General features: G+C 63.3%; 23 protein-coding genes. 12 read left to right on the forward strand and 11 right to left on the reverse strand.

Going from position 1 to position 22898, the window contains the following annotated elements:
- Positions 1–287: 287 nt before the first annotated feature.
- Positions 288–1070 carry an IclR family transcriptional regulator gene (locus QOS90_RS23570; RefSeq protein WP_027595260.1) on the reverse strand — a complete coding sequence of 261 codons (783 nt, stop codon included), beginning with the start codon at positions 1068–1070 and terminating at the stop codon, positions 288–290.
- Between the two features lie 164 nt (positions 1071–1234).
- On the opposite strand from QOS90_RS23570, the gene hmgA reads away from it, so the two are divergent.
- From hmgA to maiA, 3 genes are read left to right on the forward strand one after another with little or no spacing between them, the layout of a single operon-like run.
- A complete protein-coding gene (gene hmgA / locus QOS90_RS23575) occupies positions 1235–2536 on the forward strand; it encodes a homogentisate 1,2-dioxygenase (RefSeq protein ID WP_085273948.1) in 1302 nt (433 codons plus the stop codon).
- A gap of 3 nt (positions 2537–2539) precedes the next feature.
- Positions 2540–3832: a fumarylacetoacetase gene (gene fahA, locus QOS90_RS23580; RefSeq protein ID WP_085273949.1), complete on the forward strand. Its 1293-nt coding sequence runs from the start codon at positions 2540–2542 to the stop codon at positions 3830–3832.
- A gap of 12 nt (positions 3833–3844) precedes the next feature.
- Positions 3845–4477, forward strand: a complete 633-nt coding sequence (maiA, locus tag QOS90_RS23585; RefSeq protein WP_085273950.1) for a maleylacetoacetate isomerase — start codon at positions 3845–3847, stop codon at positions 4475–4477.
- On the opposite strand, the gene QOS90_RS23590 is transcribed toward maiA, so the two are convergent.
- Entirely contained in the window at positions 4471–5277 is an 807-nt protein-coding gene (locus tag QOS90_RS23590) for a SirB1 family protein (protein WP_027595264.1), read from the reverse strand. The genes maiA and QOS90_RS23590 overlap by 7 nt on opposite strands.
- A 124-nt stretch (positions 5278–5401) precedes the next feature.
- On the opposite strand from QOS90_RS23590, the gene QOS90_RS23595 reads away from it, so the two are divergent.
- A complete protein-coding gene (locus QOS90_RS23595; RefSeq protein ID WP_027595265.1) occupies positions 5402–6421 on the forward strand; it encodes a Glu/Leu/Phe/Val dehydrogenase family protein in 1020 nt (339 codons plus the stop codon).
- 39 nt (positions 6422–6460) lie between these two features.
- On the opposite strand, the gene QOS90_RS23600 is transcribed toward QOS90_RS23595, so the two are convergent.
- Positions 6461–6721, reverse strand: a complete 261-nt coding sequence (locus tag QOS90_RS23600) for a YebG family protein (protein WP_027595266.1) — start codon at positions 6719–6721, stop codon at positions 6461–6463.
- 232 nt (positions 6722–6953) lie between these two features.
- On the opposite strand from QOS90_RS23600, the gene QOS90_RS23605 reads away from it, so the two are divergent.
- Positions 6954–7424 carry a phosphate-starvation-inducible protein PsiE gene (locus tag QOS90_RS23605; RefSeq protein ID WP_027595267.1) on the forward strand — a complete coding sequence of 157 codons (471 nt, stop codon included), beginning with the start codon at positions 6954–6956 and terminating at the stop codon, positions 7422–7424.
- 3 nt (positions 7425–7427) lie between these two features.
- Here the strand turns inward: QOS90_RS23605 and QOS90_RS23610 are convergent, their stop codons facing one another.
- From QOS90_RS23610 to QOS90_RS23630, 5 genes are all read right to left on the reverse strand, one after another.
- On the reverse strand, positions 7428–7718 hold the full coding sequence (locus QOS90_RS23610; RefSeq protein WP_027595268.1) for a DUF3509 domain-containing protein: 291 nt from the start codon (positions 7716–7718) through the stop codon (positions 7428–7430).
- A gap of 122 nt (positions 7719–7840) precedes the next feature.
- Complete coding sequence (locus QOS90_RS23615; RefSeq protein ID WP_027595269.1) at positions 7841–8188, reverse strand: HPF/RaiA family ribosome-associated protein; 348 nt, start codon at positions 8186–8188, stop codon at positions 7841–7843.
- Positions 8189–8368: 180 nt separating this feature from the next.
- Positions 8369–10693: a TonB-dependent Fe(3+) dicitrate receptor FecA gene (gene fecA / locus QOS90_RS23620; protein ID WP_085273951.1), complete on the reverse strand. Its 2325-nt coding sequence runs from the start codon at positions 10691–10693 to the stop codon at positions 8369–8371.
- Between the two features lie 268 nt (positions 10694–10961).
- Complete coding sequence (locus tag QOS90_RS23625) at positions 10962–11888, reverse strand: FecR domain-containing protein (protein WP_085273952.1); 927 nt, start codon at positions 11886–11888, stop codon at positions 10962–10964.
- Positions 11885–12379, reverse strand: coding sequence for a sigma-70 family RNA polymerase sigma factor (locus tag QOS90_RS23630; RefSeq protein WP_085273953.1), 495 nt, complete (start codon positions 12377–12379; stop codon positions 11885–11887). Before QOS90_RS23630 ends, QOS90_RS23625 begins: the two co-directional genes overlap by 4 nt.
- 196 nt (positions 12380–12575) lie before the next feature.
- Here QOS90_RS23630 and QOS90_RS23635 point away from each other — a divergent pair, with 196 nt between their 5' ends.
- The 6 genes from QOS90_RS23635 to QOS90_RS23660 all read left to right on the forward strand — a co-directional run bounded on the left by QOS90_RS23635 (position 12576) and on the right by QOS90_RS23660 (position 18883).
- A complete protein-coding gene (locus QOS90_RS23635) occupies positions 12576–12881 on the forward strand; it encodes a DUF3649 domain-containing protein (protein ID WP_085273954.1) in 306 nt (101 codons plus the stop codon).
- A complete protein-coding gene (locus QOS90_RS23640; protein ID WP_085273955.1) occupies positions 12878–14461 on the forward strand; it encodes a PepSY-associated TM helix domain-containing protein in 1584 nt (527 codons plus the stop codon). The genes QOS90_RS23635 and QOS90_RS23640 overlap by 4 nt, the downstream gene beginning before the upstream one ends.
- Entirely contained in the window at positions 14455–14781 is a 327-nt protein-coding gene (locus QOS90_RS23645) for a DUF3325 domain-containing protein (protein WP_085273956.1), read from the forward strand. The genes QOS90_RS23640 and QOS90_RS23645 overlap by 7 nt, the downstream gene beginning before the upstream one ends.
- 22 nt (positions 14782–14803) lie before the next feature.
- The gene (locus tag QOS90_RS23650) at positions 14804–15361 is read left to right on the forward strand and encodes an RNA polymerase sigma factor (protein ID WP_085273957.1); all 558 of its coding nucleotides are present in this window, start codon (positions 14804–14806) and stop codon (positions 15359–15361) included.
- Positions 15358–16341: a FecR family protein gene (locus QOS90_RS23655; protein ID WP_085273958.1), complete on the forward strand. Its 984-nt coding sequence runs from the start codon at positions 15358–15360 to the stop codon at positions 16339–16341. The genes QOS90_RS23650 and QOS90_RS23655 overlap by 4 nt, the downstream gene beginning before the upstream one ends.
- A 151-nt stretch (positions 16342–16492) precedes the next feature.
- Positions 16493–18883 (forward strand): TonB-dependent siderophore receptor, encoded by a 2391-nt coding sequence (locus QOS90_RS23660; RefSeq protein WP_085273959.1) that lies wholly within the window; start codon positions 16493–16495, stop codon positions 18881–18883.
- Here QOS90_RS23660 and QOS90_RS23665 read toward each other — a convergent pair.
- Entirely contained in the window at positions 18880–19755 is an 876-nt protein-coding gene (locus tag QOS90_RS23665) for a helix-turn-helix domain-containing protein (RefSeq protein WP_085273960.1), read from the reverse strand. The two genes, QOS90_RS23660 and QOS90_RS23665, sit on opposite strands and share 4 nt — an antisense overlap.
- 257 nt (positions 19756–20012) lie before the next feature.
- Between QOS90_RS23665 and QOS90_RS23670 the strand changes: the two genes are divergently transcribed.
- Positions 20013–20918: a DMT family transporter gene (locus QOS90_RS23670; RefSeq protein WP_085273961.1), complete on the forward strand. Its 906-nt coding sequence runs from the start codon at positions 20013–20015 to the stop codon at positions 20916–20918.
- Positions 20919–20959: 41 nt separating this feature from the next.
- Here QOS90_RS23670 and QOS90_RS23675 read toward each other — a convergent pair whose 3' ends face one another.
- Together QOS90_RS23675 and QOS90_RS23680 are read right to left on the reverse strand one after the other, a co-directional pair.
- Positions 20960–21664: a hypothetical protein gene (locus QOS90_RS23675; RefSeq protein ID WP_143491097.1), complete on the reverse strand. Its 705-nt coding sequence runs from the start codon at positions 21662–21664 to the stop codon at positions 20960–20962.
- A 222-nt stretch (positions 21665–21886) separates the two neighbouring features.
- Positions 21887–22861 (reverse strand): 2-hydroxyacid dehydrogenase, encoded by a 975-nt coding sequence (locus QOS90_RS23680; protein ID WP_027595282.1) that lies wholly within the window; start codon positions 22859–22861, stop codon positions 21887–21889.
- Positions 22862–22898: the final 37 nt, after the last annotated feature.

Genomic DNA, 22898 nt, shown 5'->3' on the forward strand with positions numbered 1-22898 from the left:
CGATCTCATAGGCGCTAAAAATCTATCGCCATCCCCCTGGCGGCCCTAACGCTATCACCTAACAAACACCAGGCAAAAAAAAGGCCGCTGCAATCGCAGCGGCCAATCGAGACGTTAGATCAAGGAGCTTCAAAATCTACGTCGGTGAACCTCGCAGGCCTGAAGGGCGGGGGGGGGTAGTGCCCTTCAGGCCGGCCAGTGAGTTAAGAATAAGCGCTTGATCCTGTAGGAAAAATAGCCGCTTACGACATTCACCTTTACGTTTCGGGCAACAGTGCCCATTCCGCTCACCCTTCAGCCGCGTACCCCATCCGCCAGCTGGTATCGCGCGCTGCAGCCAGCAACCGCTGCGCCGCAGGCCCGTGCTCGTCGGCATGGAAAATCGACGTCGGGCCGACCACAGTCATCACCGCAGCGATCTGCCCCAGGGCATTGAATACCGGTGCAGACAACGCATCCACACCCGGCATCAACAGGCCATGCACATGGTGCAGGCCACGTTCACGGATGCCCTCCAGCACGGCCGCATAATCGCTGGCGCTGTGCTGCAGCGCTGCCAGCTCCCGGTCGCGCAGCTCGTCAGTTTCGCGCGCCGGCAGGTAGGCGGCGAACACCAGGCCGGTGGACGAACTGAGCAGCGGCAGCACCGACCCGATCTGGGTCACCACCGTAACCGCACGCACCGCAGGCTCGATGCTGACCACGGTCGCGCCCTGATTGCCCCAAACGGCAATGAAGCAGCTCTCGTTCAGTTCATCGCGCAGCTGCGACAACGGCAGCGCCGCGATCTTCAGCACATCGATGCTGCCCAATGCCGCCAACCCCACGCGCAACGCCTCACGCCCCAGGCCATAGTGGTTGGTGGCCGCATCCTGTTCGGCAAAGCCGCTGGCAATGAGCGCCTGCAGGTAGCGGTGCACCTTGCTGGCCGGCATCTGCACATGCTCCGCCAGGCGTGAAAGGGACGTGGAGGGGGAGAGTTCGGCGAGTGCCTTGAGGATATCGGTGCCGACTTCCGCCGAGCGGACCTTCTGCTTGCCGTTATCGGTGGGTGAGCTGGCTTTGGCCATGGGCATAGGTATCCGGATTCGTCGAGTCGCGCCTTTATAGCTTGACGCCTTGCTCGTAGCAAATTACGTTATTCGTAATCTGATTACGATAAAAACAATGCAGACGTGCTGCCACCCCAGCAGCCAGCTGCCAGCAACGGCTCTGCCAGAGCCCGGAGGCATCGATGAACCGCGACACGTCCCCCGACCTTCACTACCTGAGCGGCTTCGGCAACGAGTTCGCCAGCGAAGCACTGCCAGGTGCATTGCCGGTCGGGCAGAATTCGCCGCAGAAAGCCCCCTACGGCTTGTATGCCGAACTGCTTTCGGGCACGGCGTTCACCATGACCCGCAGTGAGTTGCGCCGCACCTGGCTGTACCGCATACGCCCGTCTGCACTGCACCCACGCTTCGAGCGCCTGGCACGTCAGCCGCTGAGTGGGCCGCTGGGCGCCGTCACCCCAAACCGCCTGCGCTGGAACCCGCAGCCCATCCCTGCCGAGCCCACCGATTTCATCGAAGGCTGGGTGCCGATGGTGGCCAACGCGCCCGCAGATAAACCGGCGGGCGTGAGCATCTACATCTACAGTGCCAACCGCTCCATGGAGCGGGTGTTCTTCAATGCCGACGGTGAACTGCTGCTGGTGCCGGAACAGGGCCGCCTGCGCATCGCTACCGAGCTTGGGGTCATGGACGTCGAGCCGCTGGAAATCGCGGTGATCCCACGGGGCATGAAGTTTCGCGTCGAGCTGCTCGATGGCCAGGCGCGTGGCTACCTGGCCGAAAACCACGGCGCGCCGCTGCGCATTCCGGACCTCGGGCCCATCGGCAGCAATGGCCTGGCCAACCCGCGTGACTTCCTCACGCCGGTGGCGCATTACGAAGAAGCCGAGGGCCCGGTGCAACTGGTGCAGAAGTTCCTCGGCGAACACTGGGCCTGCGAGTTGCAGCATTCGCCGCTGGACGTGGTCGCCTGGCATGGCAGCAACGTGCCCTACAAATACGACCTGCGCCGCTTCAACACCATCGGCACGGTCAGCTTCGACCACCCGGACCCGTCCATCTTCACCGTGCTGACGTCGCCCACCAGCGTGCATGGCCTGGCCAACATGGACTTCGTGATCTTCCCGCCGCGCTGGATGGTGGCCGAGAACACCTTCCGTCCGCCATGGTTCCACCGCAACCTGATGAACGAGTTCATGGGCCTGATCCAAGGTGCCTACGATGCCAAGGCCGAGGGTTTCCTGCCGGGCGGCGCTTCGCTGCACGGGGTGATGAGCGCCCATGGCCCCGACGCCGAGACGTGCGACAAGGCCATCGCCGCCGACCTCGCGCCGCACAAGATCGACAACACCATGGCCTTCATGTTCGAGACCAGCCAAGTGCTGCGCCCGAGCCGCCATGCGCTCGAATGCCCGCAATTGCAGGCCGACTACGATAGTTGCTGGGCCACCTTGCCGAGCACCTTCAACCCGAACCGGAGATAACCCATGAACCAGACCGCCATTACCCGTAGCTGGGTCGAGCATGCCAACGGGCACAGCGATTTCCCGCTGCAAAACCTGCCGTTGGGCATCTTCAGCCGGCCGGGTGAAGCGCTGCGCTGCGGCGTGGCCATCGGCGATGCCATCCTTGACCTGGAAGCGGTGCTCGCTGCGGGTTTGTTCGACGGCGAAGCCAAGGCAGCGGTGGAGGCTACCCGCGGTGGTGCGCTGAACGCCTTCTTCGCCCTCGGCCGTAGCGCCCGTGTCGCCCTGCGTGAGCGCCTGCTGGCGCTGCTCGGTGAGCACAGCGAACACCAGTCGGCGCTGAAAGCCGCGCTCTACCCAGCCAGTGATTGCCAACTGCATGTGCCGGCGAAGATCGGGGACTACACCGACTTCTATGTCGGCATCGAACACGCCAAGAACGTCGGCAAGCTGTTCCGCCCGGACAACCCGCTGCTGCCCAACTACAAGCATGTGCCGATCGGTTACCACGGTCGCGCTTCAACCATTCGCCCCTCCGGTACCGATGTGCGCCGCCCCAAAGGCCAAACCCTGCCAGCCGGGCACACCGAGCCAAGCTTCGGCCCCTGCGCGCGCCTGGACTACGAGCTGGAGCTGGGTATCTGGATTGGCCAGGGCAACGACATGGGCGAGTCGATCCCGGTGGGTGATGCCGCCGAGCACGTCGCCGGCTTCTGCCTGCTCAACGACTGGTCGGCGCGTGATATCCAGGCCTGGGAATACCAGCCACTGGGGCCGTTTTTGTCCAAGAGTTTCATTACCAGCATTTCGCCCTGGGTGGTGACCGCCGAGGCCCTGGAGCCGTTCCGCACTGCGCAGCCGGCGCGCCCGCAAGGCGATCCGCAGCCGCTGTCCTACCTGATGGATGCACGTGACCAGGCCAAGGGTGCGTTCGATATCGAACTGGAAGTGCTGCTGCTGACCGAGCGCATGCGCGAGCAAGGCATTGCGGCTCACCGGCTGACCCTGAGCAACACCCGCAGCATGTACTGGACCGTGGCGCAGATGGTTGCCCACCACAGCGTCAACGGTTGCCAACTGCAACCGGGCGACCTGTTCGGTTCGGGCACACTGTCGGGGGCAACGCCAGGCTCTTTTGGCAGCCTGCTAGAGATCACCGAGGGCGGCAAGCAGCCGGTGGAACTGGCCAGCGGCGAGGTGCGCAAGTTCCTCGAAGACGGCGACGAAATCATCCTGCGCGCCCGTTGCACGCGTGATGGCGTGGCCAGCATCGGCTTCGGCGAATGCCGCGGCAAAGTCATCGCAGCCAACTGAGGGGGCAGGGGTATGGAGCTGTACACCTACTACCGTTCCACCTCGTCCTACCGGGTGCGCATCGCGCTGGCGCTGAAGGGGCTGGGTTACCAGTCCTTGCCGGTCAACCTGCTCAAGGGCGAGCAGCGCGGTGCGGACTATGTCGCCGTGAACCCGCAGGGCCGTGTACCGGCCCTGCGCACCGACAGCGGTGCGCTGTTGGTGCAGTCACCGGCGATCATCGAGTACCTGGAAGAGGTTTATCCACACCCTGCGCTGCTGCCGGACACGGCCGAGGCGCGGGCCAAGGTGCGCGGTGTGGCAGCGATCATCGGCTGCGACATCCACCCGTTGCACAACGTCAGCGTGCTCAACCTGCTGCGCCAGGCCGGGCAGGACGAGCCTCAGGTCAACCAGTGGATCGCGCACTGGATCGGCCAAGGGCTGTCGGCGGTCGAGCAACTGATCGGCGACCACGGCTTCTGCTTTGGCGACACGCCGGGCTTGGCGGATGTCTACTTGCTGCCGCAGGTGTACGCTGCCGAGCGGTTCAACATCGACCTCGGCGGTTACCCGCGCATTCGTCGGGTCGCCGCCCTGGCGGCCCAGCACCCGGCGTTCATCCAGGCGCATCCTTCGCAGCAGCCGGATACCCCGGCTCAGTGAATCGAACGGTTCACCGTCGGGAGTTTGCCGATCCGCTCGGAAAGCTTCAGGCGTTGGACCGGGTCTTCTGTGAGTAGCAGGGCATGCTCCAAGTCGAAGCGTTCGGCCTGCGGGCAATCCAGAAACTGGTAGAGCGATGCGCGGGTGGTGTAGTCGCTGACTTGCACCGGGCCCAGCTGCATTACCCGTTCGGCGTCGATCAACGCAGCCAGGTGGTTGTCGTTGCTGATGTGCAATTGGCGCAGGTTGCGTGACAGGCGTTGCAGCATTTGCCGTGGGCTGGCCGTGCGCATGTGCTCTGCACTCAGCGGCACGTGTGGGCCGAACTGGCGGGCGAGCAGGTCGCGGCAATCACTGGGGTACAAGCGCCTGCCGCCGCAAGGGTCGAGCAGGTGGTCGGCGCCGGGCACGCGCAGCAGGAAGTGGCCGGGAAATGCAACGCCTTCCAGCGGGATCGACAGCCGCCCAGCCAGCTCCAAGGCCAGGATGGCCAAGGTCAATGGCTGGCCACGGCGGCGCTGCAGCACTTTGTCCATCATCGCCGCGTGCGGCCGCAACGGGTGATATTCATCTTGTTGAAAGCCCAGTGCATTGAGTTGGCGCAGCAGCGGCTGGGCCAGTTCGCACAGGGGCAGCATCGGCAGGTTGGCGCTTATCTCGCGGTGCAGGTCGTGCAGCAGGGCAAGGCTGTTCGCGGGCTCGACACTTCGGTCGTGCTCGGCGGCCATCCACAATGCGGCTTCCAGCAGGGCGACAGGCTCGCGTTCCAGGCAGGCCAGGCAGGCTTGACGTGGCTTCATGGGGCTTCTCCACACACGTTTAACTATTAGCTGTGGCGCGCGGTTTCGTCCAGTGGTCTGACCGAGGCTTCCCGTACTTGGGCCTGCCTATACTGATAGGAGCACCTCGCTGGGGAGCCCGTCGATGTTCGCGCTAATGCAAAGCACCCGTACCCAATCGCTGCACCTGTTCATCGACCCGCCAACGGGGCTGAAGGCGGTGGTGGCGATCCACAGCGAGCAGCTGGGCCCGGCCATGGGCGGTTGTCGCTACCTGCCTTACGCCGATGACGAGAGTGCCATGGTCGACGCGATCCGCTTGGCCCAGGGCATGAGCTACAAGGCCGCGCTGGCCGGTTTGGCCTTGGGCGGCGGCAAGGCAGTGATCATGCGCAACCCCCATGTGGAAAACCGCGCTGCGCTGTTCGAGGCGTTCGGCCGTTTCGTCGATACCTTGCAGGGGCGCTTCATCACGGCTGTGGACAGCGGTACCTCGACGGTGGATATGGACTGCATCGCGCAGAGCACGCCGCATGTGACCAGCACAACAGCCTCGGGGGACCCTTCGCCCCATGCCGCCATGGGTGTGTTCGCCGGCATCCGCGCCACGTCGAAAGCACGGCTGGGCAGTAACAACCTGGAAGGCTTGCGGGTGGCCGTACAAGGGCTGGGTAACGTTGGCTATGCCTTGGCCGAGCAACTGCACGCGGCGGGAGCGGAGCTGTTGGTGAGCGACCTGGACCCCGGGCGGGTGCGGTTGGCGGTCGAGCAGTTCAATGCCCACCCGGTGACCAACGATGCCTTGATCAGCACCCCCTGCGACATCTTCGCCCCGTGTGGTGTAGGGCCTGTGCTGAACGGGCAGAGCGTGATGCAGCTGCGCTGTGCGGCGGTGGCGGGGGCGGCGAACAACCAGCTGACCACCCTGCAGGTTGCTGACCAGTTGGAATCGCGCGGAATACTGTATGCGCCCGACTACGTGATCAATGCCGGTGGGCTGATCTACGTAGCGTTGACCCATCGTGGCGAAGACCTGGGGACCATCACCGCGCACCTGGCGCGCATTCCTACGCGGCTGACTGAAGTGTTTGGCCATGCCCAGGCAGAGAAGCGCTCGCCGGCGCGGGTGGCGCAGATGCTGGCAGAGCGGCTGCTCTACGGCTAAGCCTGACGCTTCCCCTGTAGGAGCAGCCCAAGGCTGCTCTTACTGGGCTTGGCCTTCGAGCAACTCTGCCAACGCATCTGGCTGGCTCTTGAACGCCCGGGCGAACACGTCGCGGTTCTTGGCCATGTAGATACCGGCTTCCTCGACCTGTTGCTCGGTCAGCGATGGCACCGCCTTGTGCAGCACTTCTGCCAGACGCTCGGCCAGTTCGAGCATCTTGTCGTGACGATCTGCTTCGGCCTTATCCATGAACAAGCGCTCCGGGTCGCGGCTGCTGCGGTACACCACTTCGACGGCCATTCATCACCTCTATGCCTTTTTGCTGGTTGGGTTGCGTTTTACTGTATCTTTATACAGTAATGGCATTGGGCATCGTTGCGCAACCAGAATCTTCCCGCAAAAGCGTAGCCCACAGGTGCCTTGCGGCAATCGGTCGCCTTCCAAGGCGAGGGCCTGGCCCTTTAACTGCATGGCACAAGCGTCACACAGGTGACGCATCATCCTTCATGGCGTATCGGGGAATGGGACAATCGTGAACATCAAATGGGCTGAAAAGCTGCGCAAGGGCCTGCACGGCTCGGCCGACTCGCTGGGCAACCTGTGCGTCGAGGCATTCCATTATCTGGCGCTATTCGGCATTGGCGCCATCACCGCCTACGCGGCGGTGATGACCTTCCTGGACATGCTCGGCAAAGGCGGGGTCAGTGTCGATGACATCCTGCTGCTGTTCATCTACCTGGAGCTGGGGGCCATGGTTGGGATCTACTTCAAGACCAACCACATGCCCATCCGCTTTTTGCTGTACGTGGCGATCACCGCGCTGACGCGCCTGCTGATCGGCGATGTCTCGCACCACAAGGCGCCGGACGAGGGGCTGTTGTACCTGTGCGGTGGCATCCTGTTGCTGGCGTTCTCGATCCTGGTGGTGCGCTACGCGTCGTACCGCTACCCCTCGACCAAGGTGCTGGATGCCAATGGCAAGGAAGTGGACGAGGGCAAGTAGCCCTCAGTTGGCCACGAAGTGACGCGGCGCATGCTGCGCATCGCGGGTGAGTGCGGCGAGCACTTGCATCGGGTTCTGGCTCAGTTCGATGGCCAGGCCCAGGCGGATGCTGTCGATGACCCGCTGCAAGCGCACCGGGTCGTTGCGCTGGGCCTGGCTGATCAGGCGCTTGGCGACCACGCCAGCGTCGTCGGCGAGGGTGAGCATGATGCTGCCATCCAAGTCGACGATGCTCAGGTTGACCCGGTACTCGGGGGCGAAGGCGGCGCTGATCTGTGCGAAGGGGTTGTTCATGGTCATGCGTTCTGCAGCGATTGAGTGCAGGGGTTGACCGGCATGAGCGCGCGTTGGTTCAGCGCCGTTGATCGACAGAAACGAAAACGCCCGGCACTAGGCCGGGCGTTTTGTTACCACCCTCAGGCGTCAGGGTCACTTAGCTCCAGCACGCCGCGCTTGCTGCGCAACTTGCCGTAGAAGTGTTCAAGCGCGTGGTTGAGCTTGGTGGCTGCGCCATCGACCGCCTGGTCCAGCGAGGTGGCGGTGTGGGTCACGGAAATCGGTTGGTGGCCTTTCGGGCGAGCCTCCATTTGGCAACGTTTGTCATGCGGTCCGGGTTTGGCGCCGTTTTCGTCGCGCAGGTGCACCTCGATGCGGGTGAGGTCGTCCTCGTAACGTTCCAGTGAGCTTTCCAGCGTACTGCGGACCCACTCGTCGAGCCGGGCGTTACCTTCGATATGGTTGCTGCTGTTGACCTGGATTTGCATGATTCAATCCTTATTCAGCTTGCTCGCATGGAGGCGTGCCTAGGCCCTTGAGACCCTTGGAATTTCTGCGCCTCTTGACTCTAAGGTCAGGCAACGGCGGAATGATTTCAAGCCCTTTTTGAAAATAAATTTCTTGTTGCAACTGCAAGGCGAGGGCCGCGCAGCGACCCCCGTGTTTCGTCAGAAGGCTACCGAGGTCTGCACGTAGAGGGTCCGTGGTTCACCCACATACTTACCCTTGTTGTTGTCGTCGAACGAACGCGTGTAGTACTCGCGGTTGAACAGGTTCTTCACGCCTACCGCCACCTTCAGGTTCGACAGCTGCGGGCCAAAGTCATACCCGGCGCGGGTGCTGACCAGCATGTAGCCGGGGATACGCCCGGTGCTGCCATCGGCACTTTCCTGGCCGGTATTGGCGTTGTCGGCATACTGGCTGCTCTGGAAGCTGCTATCCAGGTCCACCTGCCACGGGCCTTCGGTGTAGCCGACGCCAAAGGTGCCCTTGTGCCGTGAAGAGAACGGCACCTGATTACCCTTGTTCGGGCCGTCTTCGCGAATGGTGGCATCGACGAATGCGTAGCTGGCATGCACGTCGAAGCCGGCCAGTGCCGGGCTCAGGCCGTCGAGGGCATAGCGGATGCTGGTCTCGATGCCTTGGTGACGGGTCTCACCGCGTGCAATCACCGAATCGTTGGTCTGGTTGCTTTCATACTGGTTGTCGAAGTTGATCAGAAACGCGCCGATCTCCGCTTGCACGTCGCCATTGTCGTAGCGGGTGCCGACTTCCCAGGTGCGGGCTTTTTCGGGTTTTACTTCACCGCTGCTGACGCGGTTGGGCATCTGGCTGTACTGCACGCTGCCGAACGAACCCTCGGTGTTGGCATACAGGTTCCAGCTGTCGGTGAGGTGGTACATCACGTTCAACGCCGGCAACGCGGTGTTGTAGCTGCCCTGGTAACGCTGGCCATTGAGCGTGTTGCTCTGTTCGGAGTCGATCATCTCGTAGCGTACGCCCGGGGTGATGGTCCAGCGGCCGATGTCGATACGGTCGTCCAGGTAGATGGCGTGGGCTTCGGTGCTGCCGCGGGTATCGCGGTCGTTGCGGCTGGCAGTGGTCGGCAGGTCGCCGTTGACCGGTTCGCGGAAGCGCAATTCGTGGCCGGCTTCGTTGACATAGCGGTAGCCGATGCCCAGTTCGTGCCAGCTGTCACCCAGCGCAACGCCTTGGGAGAACCGGGTTTCGATACCGCGCACCCAGTATTCGCGCGGCGACAGCGAAACGAAGCTGCCCTGGTCGAGGTAGCCACTGCGCAGGGTTTTGGTGAAGAAGCTGTTGACGCTGAACTGGCGGTCGTCCTGCTTGTAGTCGTAGCCGACGTTGACCAGCGTGCGACGGCCCCAGAACTTGTCCTTCAGGCGCGTCGACTGGTACGGGTCGGCATCGAAATCGGCGGTGCTCAGGCCGCCGGGCATGTCGGCTTCGCCTTCGTAGTATTGGGCCATGGCGTGCAGGCTGTTGGCCTCATCCAGTTGCAGCTTGCCCTTGAGGATCAGGTCATCGATCTGCGTGTCGCTGTGCTCGCGCCAGTCGCCGCCACGGGTGCCAGAGTAGAGCAGGGCGCCGCCCAGGCCGTTGGCATTGGTGCCGCCGACCAGCAGGTTGGCGCTGTTCTTGAAACCGTCGTGGCTCGAGGACGGGCTGATCTGGTTTTGCATGGCGGCCTTGAAGGTGGCCTCCTCAGGGATTGCACGGGTCACGAAGTTGACGATGCCGCCGACGTTCTGCGGGCCATAGCGCACCGCGCCGCCGCCGCGCACCACGTCCACGGCATCCATGTTGCCCATGCTGATCGGCGCCAGTGACAACTGAGGCTGGCCGTACGGCGCGAACGGCACCGGGATGCCGTCCATCAGCACGGTGGAGCGCGACGCCAGGCGTGGGTTGAGGCCACGGATACCAAAGTTCAGCGCCAGGTCGTGGCTGCCGGTGCCGTTGTTGTCTGGCGCATTCACCCCAGGGATGCGGTTGAGCACGTCGCGCGCGGTGGTGGCGCCGCTGCGTTCGAAGGCTTCACGGCGCACGACGTCGCGGGCGCCGGGGTGTTCGAAGACGTTGTCTTGCTGGGCTTCGGCCAACCAGTCGCCGACCACCGTTGAAGCCCCCAGCTCGACGGCGGCGCTGGTGCTGGCGGCACTCAGCGGCTGCAGGCTGAAGGCGTTGTCGGTTTCTTGCCGGGCTTGCAGGCCACTGCCGCGCAGCAGCGCGTCGAGGCCCTGGCGCACATCGTACTGGCCGTCCAGGCCTGGGGTGTTCATGCCTTGGGTCAGTTGCGAGCCGAACGAGATCAATGCGCCGCTCTCGCGACCGAACTGGTTGAGGGCGTCTTCAAGGGAGCCGGCGGCGATGTGGTAAGTGCGCGCTTCGGCGTGGGCCGCGGGGCTGGCGAGGCCGAGGGTGGTGGCGAGCAGCAGGGCGTGGACGAGGGGGCTGGGGCGCAACGGCATGGGTGAGGTCCTGAGAGAAGGGGGTTGCCTTGTCTGTCACGCGAACGTTGGGAAATGGCTCAGGTGAATGCAAAAAATCTGCGGCTGCTGTGCAGCCTATGGCCGGCAAGCCAGCTTCCACAGGGGCCTCACAAGGTCTGAGCCTGCGCAGTTACCTGTGGGAGCGGGCTTGCCCGCGAAGAGGCCGGAACAAGCACCACAAGACAGTTGCTCCCACAGGGGCTGTAGTTATTGCGAGGGTGGCGCTGTAGGTGGGGGCCCGGCAACCTCACGTCAGGCTATCGACCGTCACCCAGTACCGGGTAAACCGTCGCACCCGCACCGGCAATGCCACCTCCAGCATCTGCAGAATTCGCTCACTGTCATCCAGCGGGTAAGACCCGGAAATCCGCAAGTCGGCGACCCGCTCGCTGCACCCCAGTTGCCCCTGCCGGTAGCGGCCGAGCTCGGCCAGGAAATCCCCCAGGCGCATCTGCGACGCTACCAGCATGCCGTCGACCCAGGCCCCGGCATTGCGGTCCAGCGCTGTGACCGCCCGCCAGCCGTTGCCCCCCAATCGGGCCTGTTGCCCTGCCAGCAAGGCCTCACCCGACACAGTGGCGACGCCACTGAACACCGACACCAGGCTGAACCCGTCGTACTGGCGCACGTTGAAACGGCCGCTGTCCAACTGCAGCGCAGCTTCGCCGGTGCGCAGCAGCAAGGGCCGGGCATCCTTGGCCACCTCCAGCGCCAGTTCGCCTTCGAGCAGGCGCACCACCCGCTGGTGCCCATCAAAGCGCACATCGGCAGCGCTACGGGTGTTGAGTTGCAGCATGCTGCCGTCTTCCAGGTTCAGCCGCCGACGCTGGCCGACCGGGCTGCGGTAGTCGGCCATTAGCCCTGGCAACGGGTTGTGCTGCTGCAGCCCCAACCCTGTGGCACTGGCCACACCGAGCAGCAACAGGGCCTTGAGCGCACGCCGTCGAGCGGCCGATGGCGGCGCTTGCAGCGTCGCATGCACCACGGGCGAAGCCACCCCACGTAGCCGCTGATTGACCTGCTGAATATGCGCCCAGGCGCGCTGGTGTTCGTGGTCGGCTTGTAACCAGTGCTCCAGCGCCAACTGCTGGGCCCGATCAAAATCATCACCCTGGGACTCGATCAACCAATGCACGGCCTGCTCGGCTACCTGCGGAGAAAACTGGGTATTCACAGGGCGAAGTAACAGCGCATGGCCGCCTTGTTCAGGTAGCGTTTTACCGTGGCCAGTGACACGTTCAGCTCACGCGCGATTTCGCCCTGGCCCAGGCCGTCGACTTGCGCCAGCAGGAAGGCACGCTTGACCAGCGCTGGCAGGCCATCCAGCAGGCGGTCTAGCTCCAGCAGCGTCTCGAAGATGATCGCTTTCTGTTCTTCGCTCGGTGCCACGTCTTCCGGCACCTGAGCCAAGGCCTGGAGGTAGGCGCGCTCCAGTTCCTGGCGCCGGAAGTGATTGCACAGCACCCGCTTGGCGACCGTGGCCAGGAACGCCCGCGGTTCGATCAATTGCGGTGTCTCGCGTGCTTGAAGCAGGCGTACGTAAGTGTCCTGCGCCAGGTCAGCGGCACTCTGCGGGCAGCCAAGGCGGCGGCGCAACCAGCCGGTCAGCCAGTTGTGATGGGCGTGATAGAGGCCTTCGACCGTGGAGGAAAGGGCGCTGGACACCGTGGATACTCCGGCGCCAAGATGCGCGATTGGAAGTAATAATTGTTCGCATTGTAGTGAGCGACCCGGTGCTCGGCAATCCTCCAGGGGCAGATCGCCGGCCCGCCCGCGATGGGCGGCTAAGCCGCGGCAATATTTTGCTTATGCGAATTGAAATCATTATTATTGCAGCCCCGAAAATGCCCGGACCTCCGCCATGAAGCGCAACGCCGCCGGTATCCCGCTCAATTACCGCCTGGCCGTGGCCTCACGCTGCCTGGCTGCAACGCTGGGTGGTTATCTGCTGGCATCCATGGCCAGTGTCAGCATCGCCCTGCTGGCGCCCTTGCCACGGGTCGACGCGACCCTCACGGGCTTGCTGTTGTCGTTCGTCTTCTACGTGCTGGCGTTCATCTGGTGCTTCGCTTGCCGTAGCGCCTGGCGTGCCTGGTGGGGCGTGCTGTTGCCAAGCGTGCTGCTGGGCGTGGTCAGCGGTTTTGCCTACTGGATGAAAAACCCATGAAAGAAGGCTTTCGCCAGGCCATGGCCTGGTTGCACACCTGGACCGGCCTGATCTTCGGCTGGTTGCTGTTCGCCATCTTCCTCACTGGCACGCTTTCGTACTTCAAGGACGAGATCAACCACTGGACCCAGCCCGAGGTGCGCAGCCATGCGCTCGACCCGGTAAACAGCCTGGGCTTGGCCCAGCGCTACCTGGAGGCCAACGCCGCGCACGCCAGCAACTGGATGATCCGCTTGCCCAACGCGCGCGAGGCGGCGCTGAACGTGGGCTGGCGCGACCCCGAGGCGGGGCGCCGCGGCTTTGCCAGCAAAAGCCTCGATGCGCAGACTGGCCAGCCAGTCGAGGCGCGCGATAGCCGTGGCGGCGAATTCTTCTACCGCTTCCACTTCCAGCTGGAGATGCCGTACCCGTTCGGCCGTTGGCTGTCGACGTTCTGTGCCTTCATCATGCTGCTGGGCTTGGTTACCGGGATCATCACCCACAAGAAGATCTTCAAAGAGTTCTTCACCTTCCGCCCTGGCAAAGGCCAGCGCTCGTGGCTGGACGGGCACAACGCAATCGGCGTGCTGGTGCTGCCGTTCCACCTGATGATCAGCTACAGCAGCCTGGTGTTGTTCATGTACATGGTGATGCCTGCCGGCATTCTGGCCAGCTATGGCGGCAATACCGGCGAGTACTTCAACGAGCTGTTCGGCCGCGACGATGCGCCCAAGGCTGCCAACGTCGCGACGCCCCTGGTGCCGTTGCCGACGCTGTACGCCAAAGTCGAGGAACTGGCGCCGGGTGCACGCATCGGTTTCATCCAGCTGCAAAACCCCGGTGACCGCAATGCCCGGGTCACCTTCACTCAGTCCTCGGCCGACAACGTCGCCTACCGGCGCAGCACCCACTGGACCTTCGATGGCGCCAGCGGCGCGCTGCTGACCCAGGGTGCACCGGAGAGTGGTGCGATGATGACGGCCTTCAGTTTTGCCGGCCTGCACATGGGCAATTTCGCCGGGCCCTGGCTGCGCTGGTTGTACTTTGTCTTCGGCGTGGCCGGCACAGCAGTCATCGGCACAGGGTTGGTGATGTGGCTGGGCAAGCGTCAGCTCAAGCATGCCAAGAGCGCGCACATGCCCGGCGAATTGCGCTTGGTCGAGGTGCTCAACATTGCCAGCATGAGTGGCCTGCTGCTGGCGGTGGCAGGGTTCTTCTGGGCCAATCGGCTGATCCCTGTGGCTGCCGAGGGCCGCGCCGATTGGGAGGTCAACACGTTCTTCCTGGTCTGGGCACTGTCGCTGGTGCATGCCGTGCTGCGTTCCGGGCGCCGCGCCTGGGGCGAGCAACTGGCGCTGGGGGCGCTGGCCTTCGCCTTGCTGCCGCTGCTCAATGGCCTGACCACAGGCCAGGGCCTCGATCAGTCATTGCGGTCTGGCGACTGGGCCATGGCCGGGTTCGACCTCACGGCGCTGGCCACCGGCGTGTTTCTCGCCTGGACGGCCAGCAAGATGCTGCGCCCGGCAAAGCCTGTTACCAAGCGCGCCTCACGCGCTGCCCAAAAACCGACGGTCGAGGGCGGCGAGGTGAGCGGATGCTAGGTAGTGCGCTGATCGGCTTCGCGGGCTTCGTCGCCCTGTGCCTGGCCATGGAAAAACACTTCAATGAGCTGCTTGGGCGCAAACCACAGGCGCAACAGTTGCGTGTGCTGCGCGTTGGTGGTTGGCTGCTGCTGGTGCTGTCGCTGGTCCTCAGCGTGCACATGCGGGGCTGGGCGCATGGCTTGGTGGAAGGGATAGCGGTGTTGATGGCGGGGGTGACCCTGTGGGTGTTCGCCCTGCCGTACCAGCCCCGCCTGTTGCTGGGCCTTGCCGCCGTCAGCGTGGTGCTCGGCCCGCTGTTGGCCGTGCTTGCTGTGTGACGCCTTGAGCGAGCCGGGTGACATGATCGAGCCAGACGCTGACAACACCGGCGGCCGTGCGCGCTTCGTGCAGGTGTTTCTGGCGCAGCGTGCGCGCATGGAGGCATTGGTCAGCCGCCGGGTCGGTTGCCGGGCCACGGCATCGGACCTGGTCCAGGAGTTGTTCCTGCGCTTCTGGCGCCGCCCCGAGGTCAAGGTCGAAGCACTGGACACCTACCTTTTGCGCTGCGCCGGCAACCTTGCCATCGACCACCTGCGTAGCGAAGGCAGCCGCGAGCGTGTGGCCGAAGCCACGCAAGCCGTGGATGAGCAGTCCAGTGCTGCAGAACCTGAGCAAGCCCTGGAGGTCGATCACGACCTGCAACGCATCGAGGCTGCGTTGCGTGCCTTGCCCGATCGCACGCGGCAGATCTTCCTGCTCAATCGTATCCACGGCTGCACGTACAGCGAGATCGCCACGGCCATGCAACTGTCCCAGAGCGCCGTTGAAAAGCATATGATGCGCGCCCTCGAAGCGTGCAAGGCGAGTGTCGCCGAGCCCGTTTCCACCCTACGCAGGCCAGGGAGCGCCCGTCGATGAGCCGTCCGAATCCGATCACTGCCGCGCAGTCACAGGCCGCGCTGCAGTGGCTGAGCCGCATCAACGAACAGCCTGAGCAAGCCCAAGGTGCGGCGTTCAAGCGTTGGTTGCTGGCCGACCCGGGGCATCGAGAGGCGTACGCACAGGCTCAGGCGCTGTGGCAGATGAGCGCGGCGCCAGCGGCGCGGCTGGCCGATGAAGAGCGTGAGGGCCTGCAAAAGTACCTGGATGCCATGGCCAAGGCGCCTGCCCGAGGCCGTTGGCGCCAACGCGTCGCCGCCTTGGCGGTTGCAGCCTGCCTGGTGCTGGCGGTTGGCACCGTGGGGGGGTGGCACCCTGGCTACTGGCTGCAGGACCTGCAGGCCGACTACAGCAGCGCCGGCAACGTCCGCCAGGTGACCCTGGCCGATCAATCGCAGGTGACACTCGATGCAGGCAGCGCAATCACGGTCGACTTCGCCCAAGGCGAGCGCCGTGTGCGGCTGCTGCGCGGGGCGGCGTTCTTCCAGGTCACCCACACCGGCGAGCCGTTTCTGGTCGCTGCCGCAGGCGGTGAGGTGCGGGTGCTGGGCACCCAGTTCGAGGTGCGTGAGCAGGGGGATGGCGCGCAGGTGACGGTGCGCAGTGGGCGGGTCGCGGTGACGCCGGGGCAAGGCGCGGCCGCCCGTGAACTGACGGCCAATCAGCAGCTGGCTTACGTTGACGGCCATGCGGGCAGCACCGTGAGCGTAGACAGCGAGAGCCGCCTGGCTTGGCGCCAGGGCTGGCTGAATTACTACCAAGTGCCGCTGGCGCAGGTGGTCGAAGACCTCGGGCGGTACTACCCGGGGCGCATCCTGCTGCTCGAGGGTGAGTTGGGGCAGCGCAAGGTCAGTGGCAGTTTCCCGGTGCAAGCGCCTTTGGCAGCGCTCGATTCACTTGGCAATGTGATGGGCTTTTCCCGGCAGACCGTCTTGGGGCGGTTGACGATTATCCGCTAGGCACCTGTTCCAGAACCTGTGGGCTTGCCCGCGAAGAGGCCGGCCCAGGAAAAAAATTCAATTAACGGATGAGGTAACAGGACGTGGCATCCGTGTAATGAGTGGAAGTGCGATTCATTCGCAATCAACACCCACTTACAGGTCAGCGTCCATGAAGTTTACCCCGCGTTGCGTCCCCCTCTGGCTCGGCCTTTCGGTGTGCCCGGTCATCGCCATCGCACCGCTGGCCGGGGCGGCCGAGCAGGTACAGGCGTACACGTTTGCCCAGCCGAGCCAACCTTTGGCCCAGGCGCTCAATGCCTTCAGCCGAGCCACCGGCCAGAGCGTGGTGTACACCCTCGAGCTTCCTGGCCTGCAGGCCCCTGCCCTCAACGGCACCTTCAGCGCAGAGCAGGCGCTGCAGCAATTGCTGGGCACTTCCGGCCTGGCCTGGCGCCGCGTCGATGCCCGCACCTTCACCCTCGAAGCCGTGAGTAACGACGGGGCACTCAACCTGCAGGCCACCACCGTGACCTCGCAGATGGACGCCTACAGCTATCAGCCCCCGGCCACGGCCTCGATCATGCGTGGCCAGGGCCCGAACCAGGACATCCCCCAGGCCATCAACGTGGTCCCGGCCCAGGTCATTCGCGACCAGGCCCCGCGCAACCTCGATGATGCCTTGACCAACGTCAGCGGCATTACCCAGGGCAACAACTTTGGCGGCACTTCCGACACCGTGATGAAGCGCGGCTTTGGCGACAACCGCGACGGTTCGATCATGCGTGACGGCATGCCCATCGTGCAGGGCCGCAGCCTTAATGCCAGCACCGAGCGGGTCGAAGTGCTCAAGGGCCCGGCCTCGCTGCTGTATGGTATCCAGGATCCAGGCGGGGTCATCAACGTGGTCAGCAAGCGCCCGCAACTGCAGCAGTACAACGCCCTGACGGTGCGTGGCTCGACCTACGGCAGCGGCAAAAATGGCAGCGGTGGTGGTTTCGACAGCACCGGCGCACTCGGCGACAGCAACTTCGCCTACCGCCTGATCGTCGACCACGAAGATGAGGACTACTGGCGCAACTTCGGTGTGCACCGCGAATCGCTGGTAGCGCCATCGCTGGCCTGGCTGGGCGAGGACACCCAGGTGGTGGTGGCGTACGAGCACCGCGAGTTTCTTTACCCGTTCGACCGCGGCACGGCCTTTGGCCGCAACGGCCACCCCTTGGACATTCCGGCCACGCGTCGCCTGGATGAGCCATTCAACGACATGGAAGGGCGCTCTGACCTGTATCGCCTGGAGGTCGACCATCAATTGGCCGACGACTGGAAGCTGCACTTCGGCTACAGCTTCAACCGCGAGACCTACGACGCTAGCCAGGTCCGCGTGACGGGCGTCAACGAAGCCACGGGCACGCTGACGCGCAGCATCGACGGCACGCACAACGCCATGAGCCGCGACCAGTTCGCCACCCTGAGCCTTGCGGGCAACGTCGAGCTGGGCGGCCTGCAGCATGACCTGTTGTTCGGCCTCGATCACGAAGACCGCAAGGTATTTCGTGGCGACCTGATCCGCCAGACGGCGCAGTCTACCTTCAGCTATGAAAACCCGGTCTACGGCCAGGAAGTGGAGGGCAGCAGCGTGCGCGCCAGCGACAGCGACCAGACCGACAAACTGCGCACCGACGCGCTGTTCGTGCAGGACGCCCTGCACCTGGACGAGCACTGGATCCTGGTGGCCGGTGCGCGCTTCCAGCAGTTCGACCAATACGCCGGCCGCGGTCGCCCGTTCAAAGCCAATACCGACACTAGCGGCCAGGCCTGGGTGCCGCATGCCGGCATCGTCTACAAGGTCGATGACCAGCTGTCGTTCTATGGCAGCTACAGCGAGTCGTTCAAGCCCAACTCCAGCATTGCGCCGTTGACCGGCGGGGTGGTGCTGGATGCGTCGGTAGCGCCCGAAGAGGGCAAATCGTGGGAGCTGGGGGCCAAGCTCGACATGCCAGGCAGCCTGACCGGCACCTTGGCGCTGTTCGACATCACCAAGCGTAATGTGCTGGTCGCCAACTTCGACACGGGTACCGGCGAGACGGTCTACAGCAATGCTGGCGAGGTCAATTCACGCGGTGTGGAGCTTGACCTGACTGGGCAGCTCAGCGAGCGCTGGAGCCTGATCGGCAGTTATGCCTTTACCGATGCCAAGGTCACCAAAGACCCGGACCTTGAAGGCAACCGCCTGCAGAACGTGGCCAAGCACAGTGGCTCGCTTTCGGCGGTGTATGACTTTGGCCGTGTGTTTGGTGGCGACCGGCTGCGCTTTGGTGCAGGTGCCCGTTATGTGGGCGAGCGTTCGGGCAACTCGACCAACACTTTCGACCTGCCCAGCTATACCGTTGCTGATGCATTTGCCACGTACGAGACCCAGCTCGACGAACACAACGTGCGCCTGCAGTTGAACGTGAAGAACCTGTTCGACAAGGTTTACTACAGCTCGGCAGTGAACCAGTACTTTGTCGCAGTTGGCGATGCGCGGCAGGTGAGCCTGTCCAGCACCTTCGAGTTCTAAGGGCTGAAGGCTGTGCGATAGTCGCCAGGCGTCGCTCCGAGTGCCTGGCGGAAGCGGTTGCTGAAATGGCTGGCACTGGCAAACCCGCACAGCAACGCCACCTCTCCCAGCGGCAGGTGACCCAAGCGCAGCAACTGGCAAGCACGGTGCAGCCGTCGTGCCAGCAGGTACTGGTGTGGCGGCAAGCCGAAACTGGTGCGGAACATGCGCGCGAAGTGGTACTCGGAAAGGTTGCAGCGCAGGGCCAGTTCACCGAGGGTGATGGGCTGGTCCAGGTGCGCCTCGATGTACTCCACCAACTGCCGACGCAGGTTCGGCGCCAAGCCGCCTTTCAGGCGCAGCCCTTGACGTTGCCCAACCTGGCTGAGCACTGCGTGGTCGACGATTTCATGCGCCAGGCTGCTGGCCAGCAGGCGCTCGCCGGGCTCGTCCCAGGCCAGGTTGATCAACTGGCGAAAGCGCGCCGACTGTTGCGGGTCATCGAGGAACGTCGCCTCCTGCAGCTCCAATTCCCGCGGCTCACGGTCCAGCAGGCGCACGCAACCCAGGGCGAACTGCGCCTCGCTGACGTACAGGTGCGCCAGGCGAATCGCGCCGTTGACCACCCAGTTCGACTCATGGCCGGCCGGCATGATGCACAGCTTGTTCGGTGCGCCCTTGTCGGCCGGTCGCTGGCGACGGAAGGTGCCGGTGCCATCGGCGATGTAGCACGACAGCGTGTGATGGCTGGGCGCCTGGTAATCGCGGGCATCGTCGCGGTTGCGCCACAGCGCCGCAGCCAAGCCGTCGCCCAGGTGCGCGCTCAGCTCCAGGCGGGCGTGGGGCGAGGCATGCATGGCATTGAAGACGTGCAGCTGGGAGAGTGGGGTCATGGGCGATTCCTCTGAGGCCATCGTACTGCGCTTGCGTTGCGCTGACAGCTACCTGGGTTGGAAAAGCGCAAGTTTGTGCAAGCGCAGGGCAGTGGCCAGGGGGAACACTGGGGGCCCTGGCGAGGGCTGCGCCCTCGTTCGCAGGCAAGCCAGCTCCTACAGGTACGGCGCCGTCCTCCTGTAGGCGCTGGTTTGCCTACGATGGGCCGCAAGGCGGCCCCAGGTTGTATGGTCGAACGCCTGAGGAGGCCCCACCTGTGAACCTGTCCCTGTACCTGCTCACCGTCCTGATCTGGGGCACCACCTGGATCGCCCTGAAACTGCAACTGGGCGTGGTCGCCATCCCGGCGTCCATCGTCTACCGCTTCGCTTTGGCCGGCCTGATCCTGTTCGCCATCCTGTTGCTCACCCGCCGCCTGCAACCCATGAACCGCCGCGGCCACCTGATCTGCCTGGCCCAAGGCCTGTGCCTGTTCTGCGTCAACTTCATGTGCTTCCTCACCGCCAGCCAGTGGATCGCCAGCGGCCTGATCGCCGTGGTGTTCTCCACCGCGACCCTGTGGAACGCACTCAACGCCCGGGTGTTCTTTGGCCAGAAGATCGCTGCCAACGTGTTGGGTGGCGGTGCACTGGGGCTGCTGGGCCTGGGCCTGCTGTTCTGGCCCGAACTGTCCCACCATGCCGCCAGCCGCGAAACCCTGTACGGCCTCGGCTTGGCCTTGTTCGGCACGCTGTGCTTCTCGGCCGGCAACATGCTGTCGAGCATGCAGCAGAAAGCAGGGCTCAAGCCCATGACCACCAATGCCTGGGGCATGGTCTATGGCGCGGCGATGCTGACGGTTTATTGCCTGTTCAGCGGAATTCCCTTCGCCATGGAATGGAACACGCGTTACATCGGCTCGCTGATGTACCTGGTCATCCCGGGCTCGGTGATTGGCTTCACCGCCTACCTGACCCTGGTTGGGCGCATGGGGCCGGAGCGCGCGGCTTATTGCACGGTGCTGTTCCCGCTGGTGGCCTTAAACGTGTCGGCGTTTTTCGAAGGCTATCAATGGACGGCGCCGGCGCTGTTGGGGGTGGTGTTGGTAATGGGGGGGAATGTACTGGTATTTCGCAAACTCAAAGCTACACGCATTTCTACAGTCCCCTTACTCAGGCCGTGATGCTGAAGTATCGGTGGGTGAAATATCACCCGGTACGCATTTCATGATGCGCTGAATATGACAGTGACGGCCTCTGTATCGCTGGAATCGTTACCTGCGCGTGAGAGGGCCGTATACATAACCGTATACTCGCCATAAATAGGTTTGCCAGCAATGAAGAATGTATCTTTAGGTATTTTACCTGTGATGGAGTCACCCTCTTCCGCGCGTGGAGGTGTCGGCAACGTCACGCTAATCTTCTCGGGTCCGATTATAGTAACAATGCAGTGGTCTCCAACTCTGTTATAGGTGAAAGGTGGGGCTGTAAAATCTAAGCTGTCATGCTTGTCGAAGTAGGTGAGGTTGAATGCTGTGGTATCCATTTCCAAGGGGGGTGCTTGGATGGGTTTTTTTAAGTCGACGGTGAAAGAGGTTGTGACATCCCATTCATTATCGTCTCTTTTTGATTTTAATATGTAACGAAGTGATTGTTTCTGGCTCTTTTTGAATCGATTCGAAGGAAGTTGGAAGTTTAGTTTCTCTGGAAGCGGTGTATGGAAGTCTTGTGTAAGGATTGGCAGTTCCGGGGACTCGCTGCTGTGCGTAATGTAAAAAACGGAGGGTACTGGCCATTCGCTTGTTTTGGCGATGGTTATATTTAAAAACTCTGCCATCTTGGCGGTCTTGATGAGGTTTTCTTCAGGTCCCGGGATATCTACAACGTCATCAAATTGGATGTCTTGAAGAATCGGGTCGGTCTTTTTCATTTTGGTAGTCCTCAGAATAGCAATGAAGGTAGTGTTCTTCTGCATTGTTAATCTGAGGTGTAGCGGGTGTCACCTAGCAAAAATGATAGGTGCGTAGCGTTGGCAATGGGCCAATAAGCGAGTTGTTTCAGATTGCTCGCTTATCGCAAGGGGTGAGTGCAGAGGGAGTGCGCCATTCGCCAGCAGCTTTGCGAATGGCGCGATAAAGTCAGTTGAAAACGCTCAATGCTTCCACACCTGCGGGTTCACTAAATCCTGCGGCCGCTCGCCCAGCAGCGCCGCACGCAGGTTGTCCATCGCCCGGTTGGCCATGGCCTCGCGGGTTTCTGCGGTGGCCGAGCCGATGTGCGGCAGGGTCAGGGCGTTGGGCAGTTTGAACAGTGGAGAATCGCTCAGCGGTTCCTTCTCGTAGACATCCAGGCCAGCACCGCGAATCGTGCCGTTCTGCAGGGCTTCGATCAGCGCTGCTTCATCGACCACCGGGCCGCGGGCGATGTTGATCAGGAAGGCGCTTGGCTTCATCAGCTTCAGCTCCCGTGCACCGATCAGCTTGCGGGTGGCGTCTGACAACGGCACCACGATGCAGACGAAATCGGCTTCGGCCAGCAGTTGCTCCAGGCTGCGGAACTGCGCCCCCAGCTCTTGCTCCAGTGCGGCCTTGCGGCTGTTGCCGGTATAGATGACCGGCATGTTGAACCCGAACCGGCCGCGGCGGGCAACGGCGGCGCCGATGTTGCCCATGCCGACGATGCCCAAGGTCTTGCCGTGCACATCGCTGCCGAAGTGCGCCGGGCCGACGGTGGCTTGCCACTGGCCGGCTTTGGTCCAGGCATCCAGCTCGGCCGTGCGCCGGGCGCAGCCCATGATCAGCGAGAAGCCCAGGTCTGCGGTGCTTTCGGTGAGTACGTCGGGGGTGTTGGTCAGGGCGATGCCGCGTTCATTGAAGTAGTCGACGTCATAGTTGTCGTAGCCGACCGAGACGCTGGACACCACTTCAAGCTTGGCCGCGCCTTCGAGTTGCGCACGGCCAAGCTTGCGGCCGACGCCGATCAGGCCGTGGGCCTCGGGCAGGGCTTCGTTGAACTGGGCGTTGATGTCGCCGAGCTTGGGGTTCGGCAGGATCACGTTGAAGTCTTGTTGCAGGCGCTCGGCCATGGCCGGGGTGATGCGGCTGAAGGCCAGGACGGTCTTTTTCATCGGCAACTCTCTGCAAGGCTAGGGTGGACTGCCAGGC

Source organism: Pseudomonas sp. LAIL14HWK12:I10 (assembly GCF_900184205.1).
GTDB classification, from domain to species: Bacteria; Pseudomonadota; Gammaproteobacteria; order Pseudomonadales; family Pseudomonadaceae; genus Aquipseudomonas; species Aquipseudomonas kermanshahensis.

Excerpts from the sequence above, each read along its gene's own strand:
- QOS90_RS23650 (WP_085273957.1), top strand. The coding sequence starts at position 14,804 with ATGATCGAGCCAGACGCTGACAACACCGGCGGCCGTGCGCGCTTCGTG.
- fecA (WP_085273951.1), bottom strand. The coding sequence starts at position 10,693 with ATGCCGTTGCGCCCCAGCCCCCTCGTCCACGCCCTGCTGCTCGCCACC.
- QOS90_RS23615 (WP_027595269.1), bottom strand. The coding sequence starts at position 8,188 with ATGCAAATCCAGGTCAACAGCAGCAACCATATCGAAGGTAACGCCCGG.
- QOS90_RS23570 (WP_027595260.1), bottom strand. The coding sequence starts at position 1,070 with ATGGCCAAAGCCAGCTCACCCACCGATAACGGCAAGCAGAAGGTCCGC.
- QOS90_RS23600 (WP_027595266.1), bottom strand. The coding sequence starts at position 6,721 with ATGGCCGTCGAAGTGGTGTACCGCAGCAGCCGCGACCCGGAGCGCTTG.
- hmgA (WP_085273948.1), top strand. The coding sequence starts at position 1,235 with ATGAACCGCGACACGTCCCCCGACCTTCACTACCTGAGCGGCTTCGGC.
- QOS90_RS23660 (WP_085273959.1), top strand. The coding sequence starts at position 16,493 with ATGAAGTTTACCCCGCGTTGCGTCCCCCTCTGGCTCGGCCTTTCGGTG.
- QOS90_RS23655 (WP_085273958.1), top strand. The coding sequence starts at position 15,358 with ATGAGCCGTCCGAATCCGATCACTGCCGCGCAGTCACAGGCCGCGCTG.
- QOS90_RS23680 (WP_027595282.1), bottom strand. The coding sequence starts at position 22,861 with ATGAAAAAGACCGTCCTGGCCTTCAGCCGCATCACCCCGGCCATGGCC.
- QOS90_RS23645 (WP_085273956.1), top strand. The coding sequence starts at position 14,455 with ATGCTAGGTAGTGCGCTGATCGGCTTCGCGGGCTTCGTCGCCCTGTGC.
- QOS90_RS23590 (WP_027595264.1), bottom strand. The coding sequence starts at position 5,277 with ATGAAGCCACGTCAAGCCTGCCTGGCCTGCCTGGAACGCGAGCCTGTC.
- QOS90_RS23595 (WP_027595265.1), top strand. The coding sequence starts at position 5,402 with ATGTTCGCGCTAATGCAAAGCACCCGTACCCAATCGCTGCACCTGTTC.
- maiA (WP_085273950.1), top strand. The coding sequence starts at position 3,845 with ATGGAGCTGTACACCTACTACCGTTCCACCTCGTCCTACCGGGTGCGC.
- QOS90_RS23610 (WP_027595268.1), bottom strand. The coding sequence starts at position 7,718 with ATGAACAACCCCTTCGCACAGATCAGCGCCGCCTTCGCCCCCGAGTAC.
- QOS90_RS23640 (WP_085273955.1), top strand. The coding sequence starts at position 12,878 with ATGAAAGAAGGCTTTCGCCAGGCCATGGCCTGGTTGCACACCTGGACC.
- QOS90_RS23635 (WP_085273954.1), top strand. The coding sequence starts at position 12,576 with ATGAAGCGCAACGCCGCCGGTATCCCGCTCAATTACCGCCTGGCCGTG.
- QOS90_RS23665 (WP_085273960.1), bottom strand. The coding sequence starts at position 19,755 with ATGACCCCACTCTCCCAGCTGCACGTCTTCAATGCCATGCATGCCTCG.
- QOS90_RS23675 (WP_143491097.1), bottom strand. The coding sequence starts at position 21,664 with ATGAAAAAGACCGACCCGATTCTTCAAGACATCCAATTTGATGACGTT.
- fahA (WP_085273949.1), top strand. The coding sequence starts at position 2,540 with ATGAACCAGACCGCCATTACCCGTAGCTGGGTCGAGCATGCCAACGGG.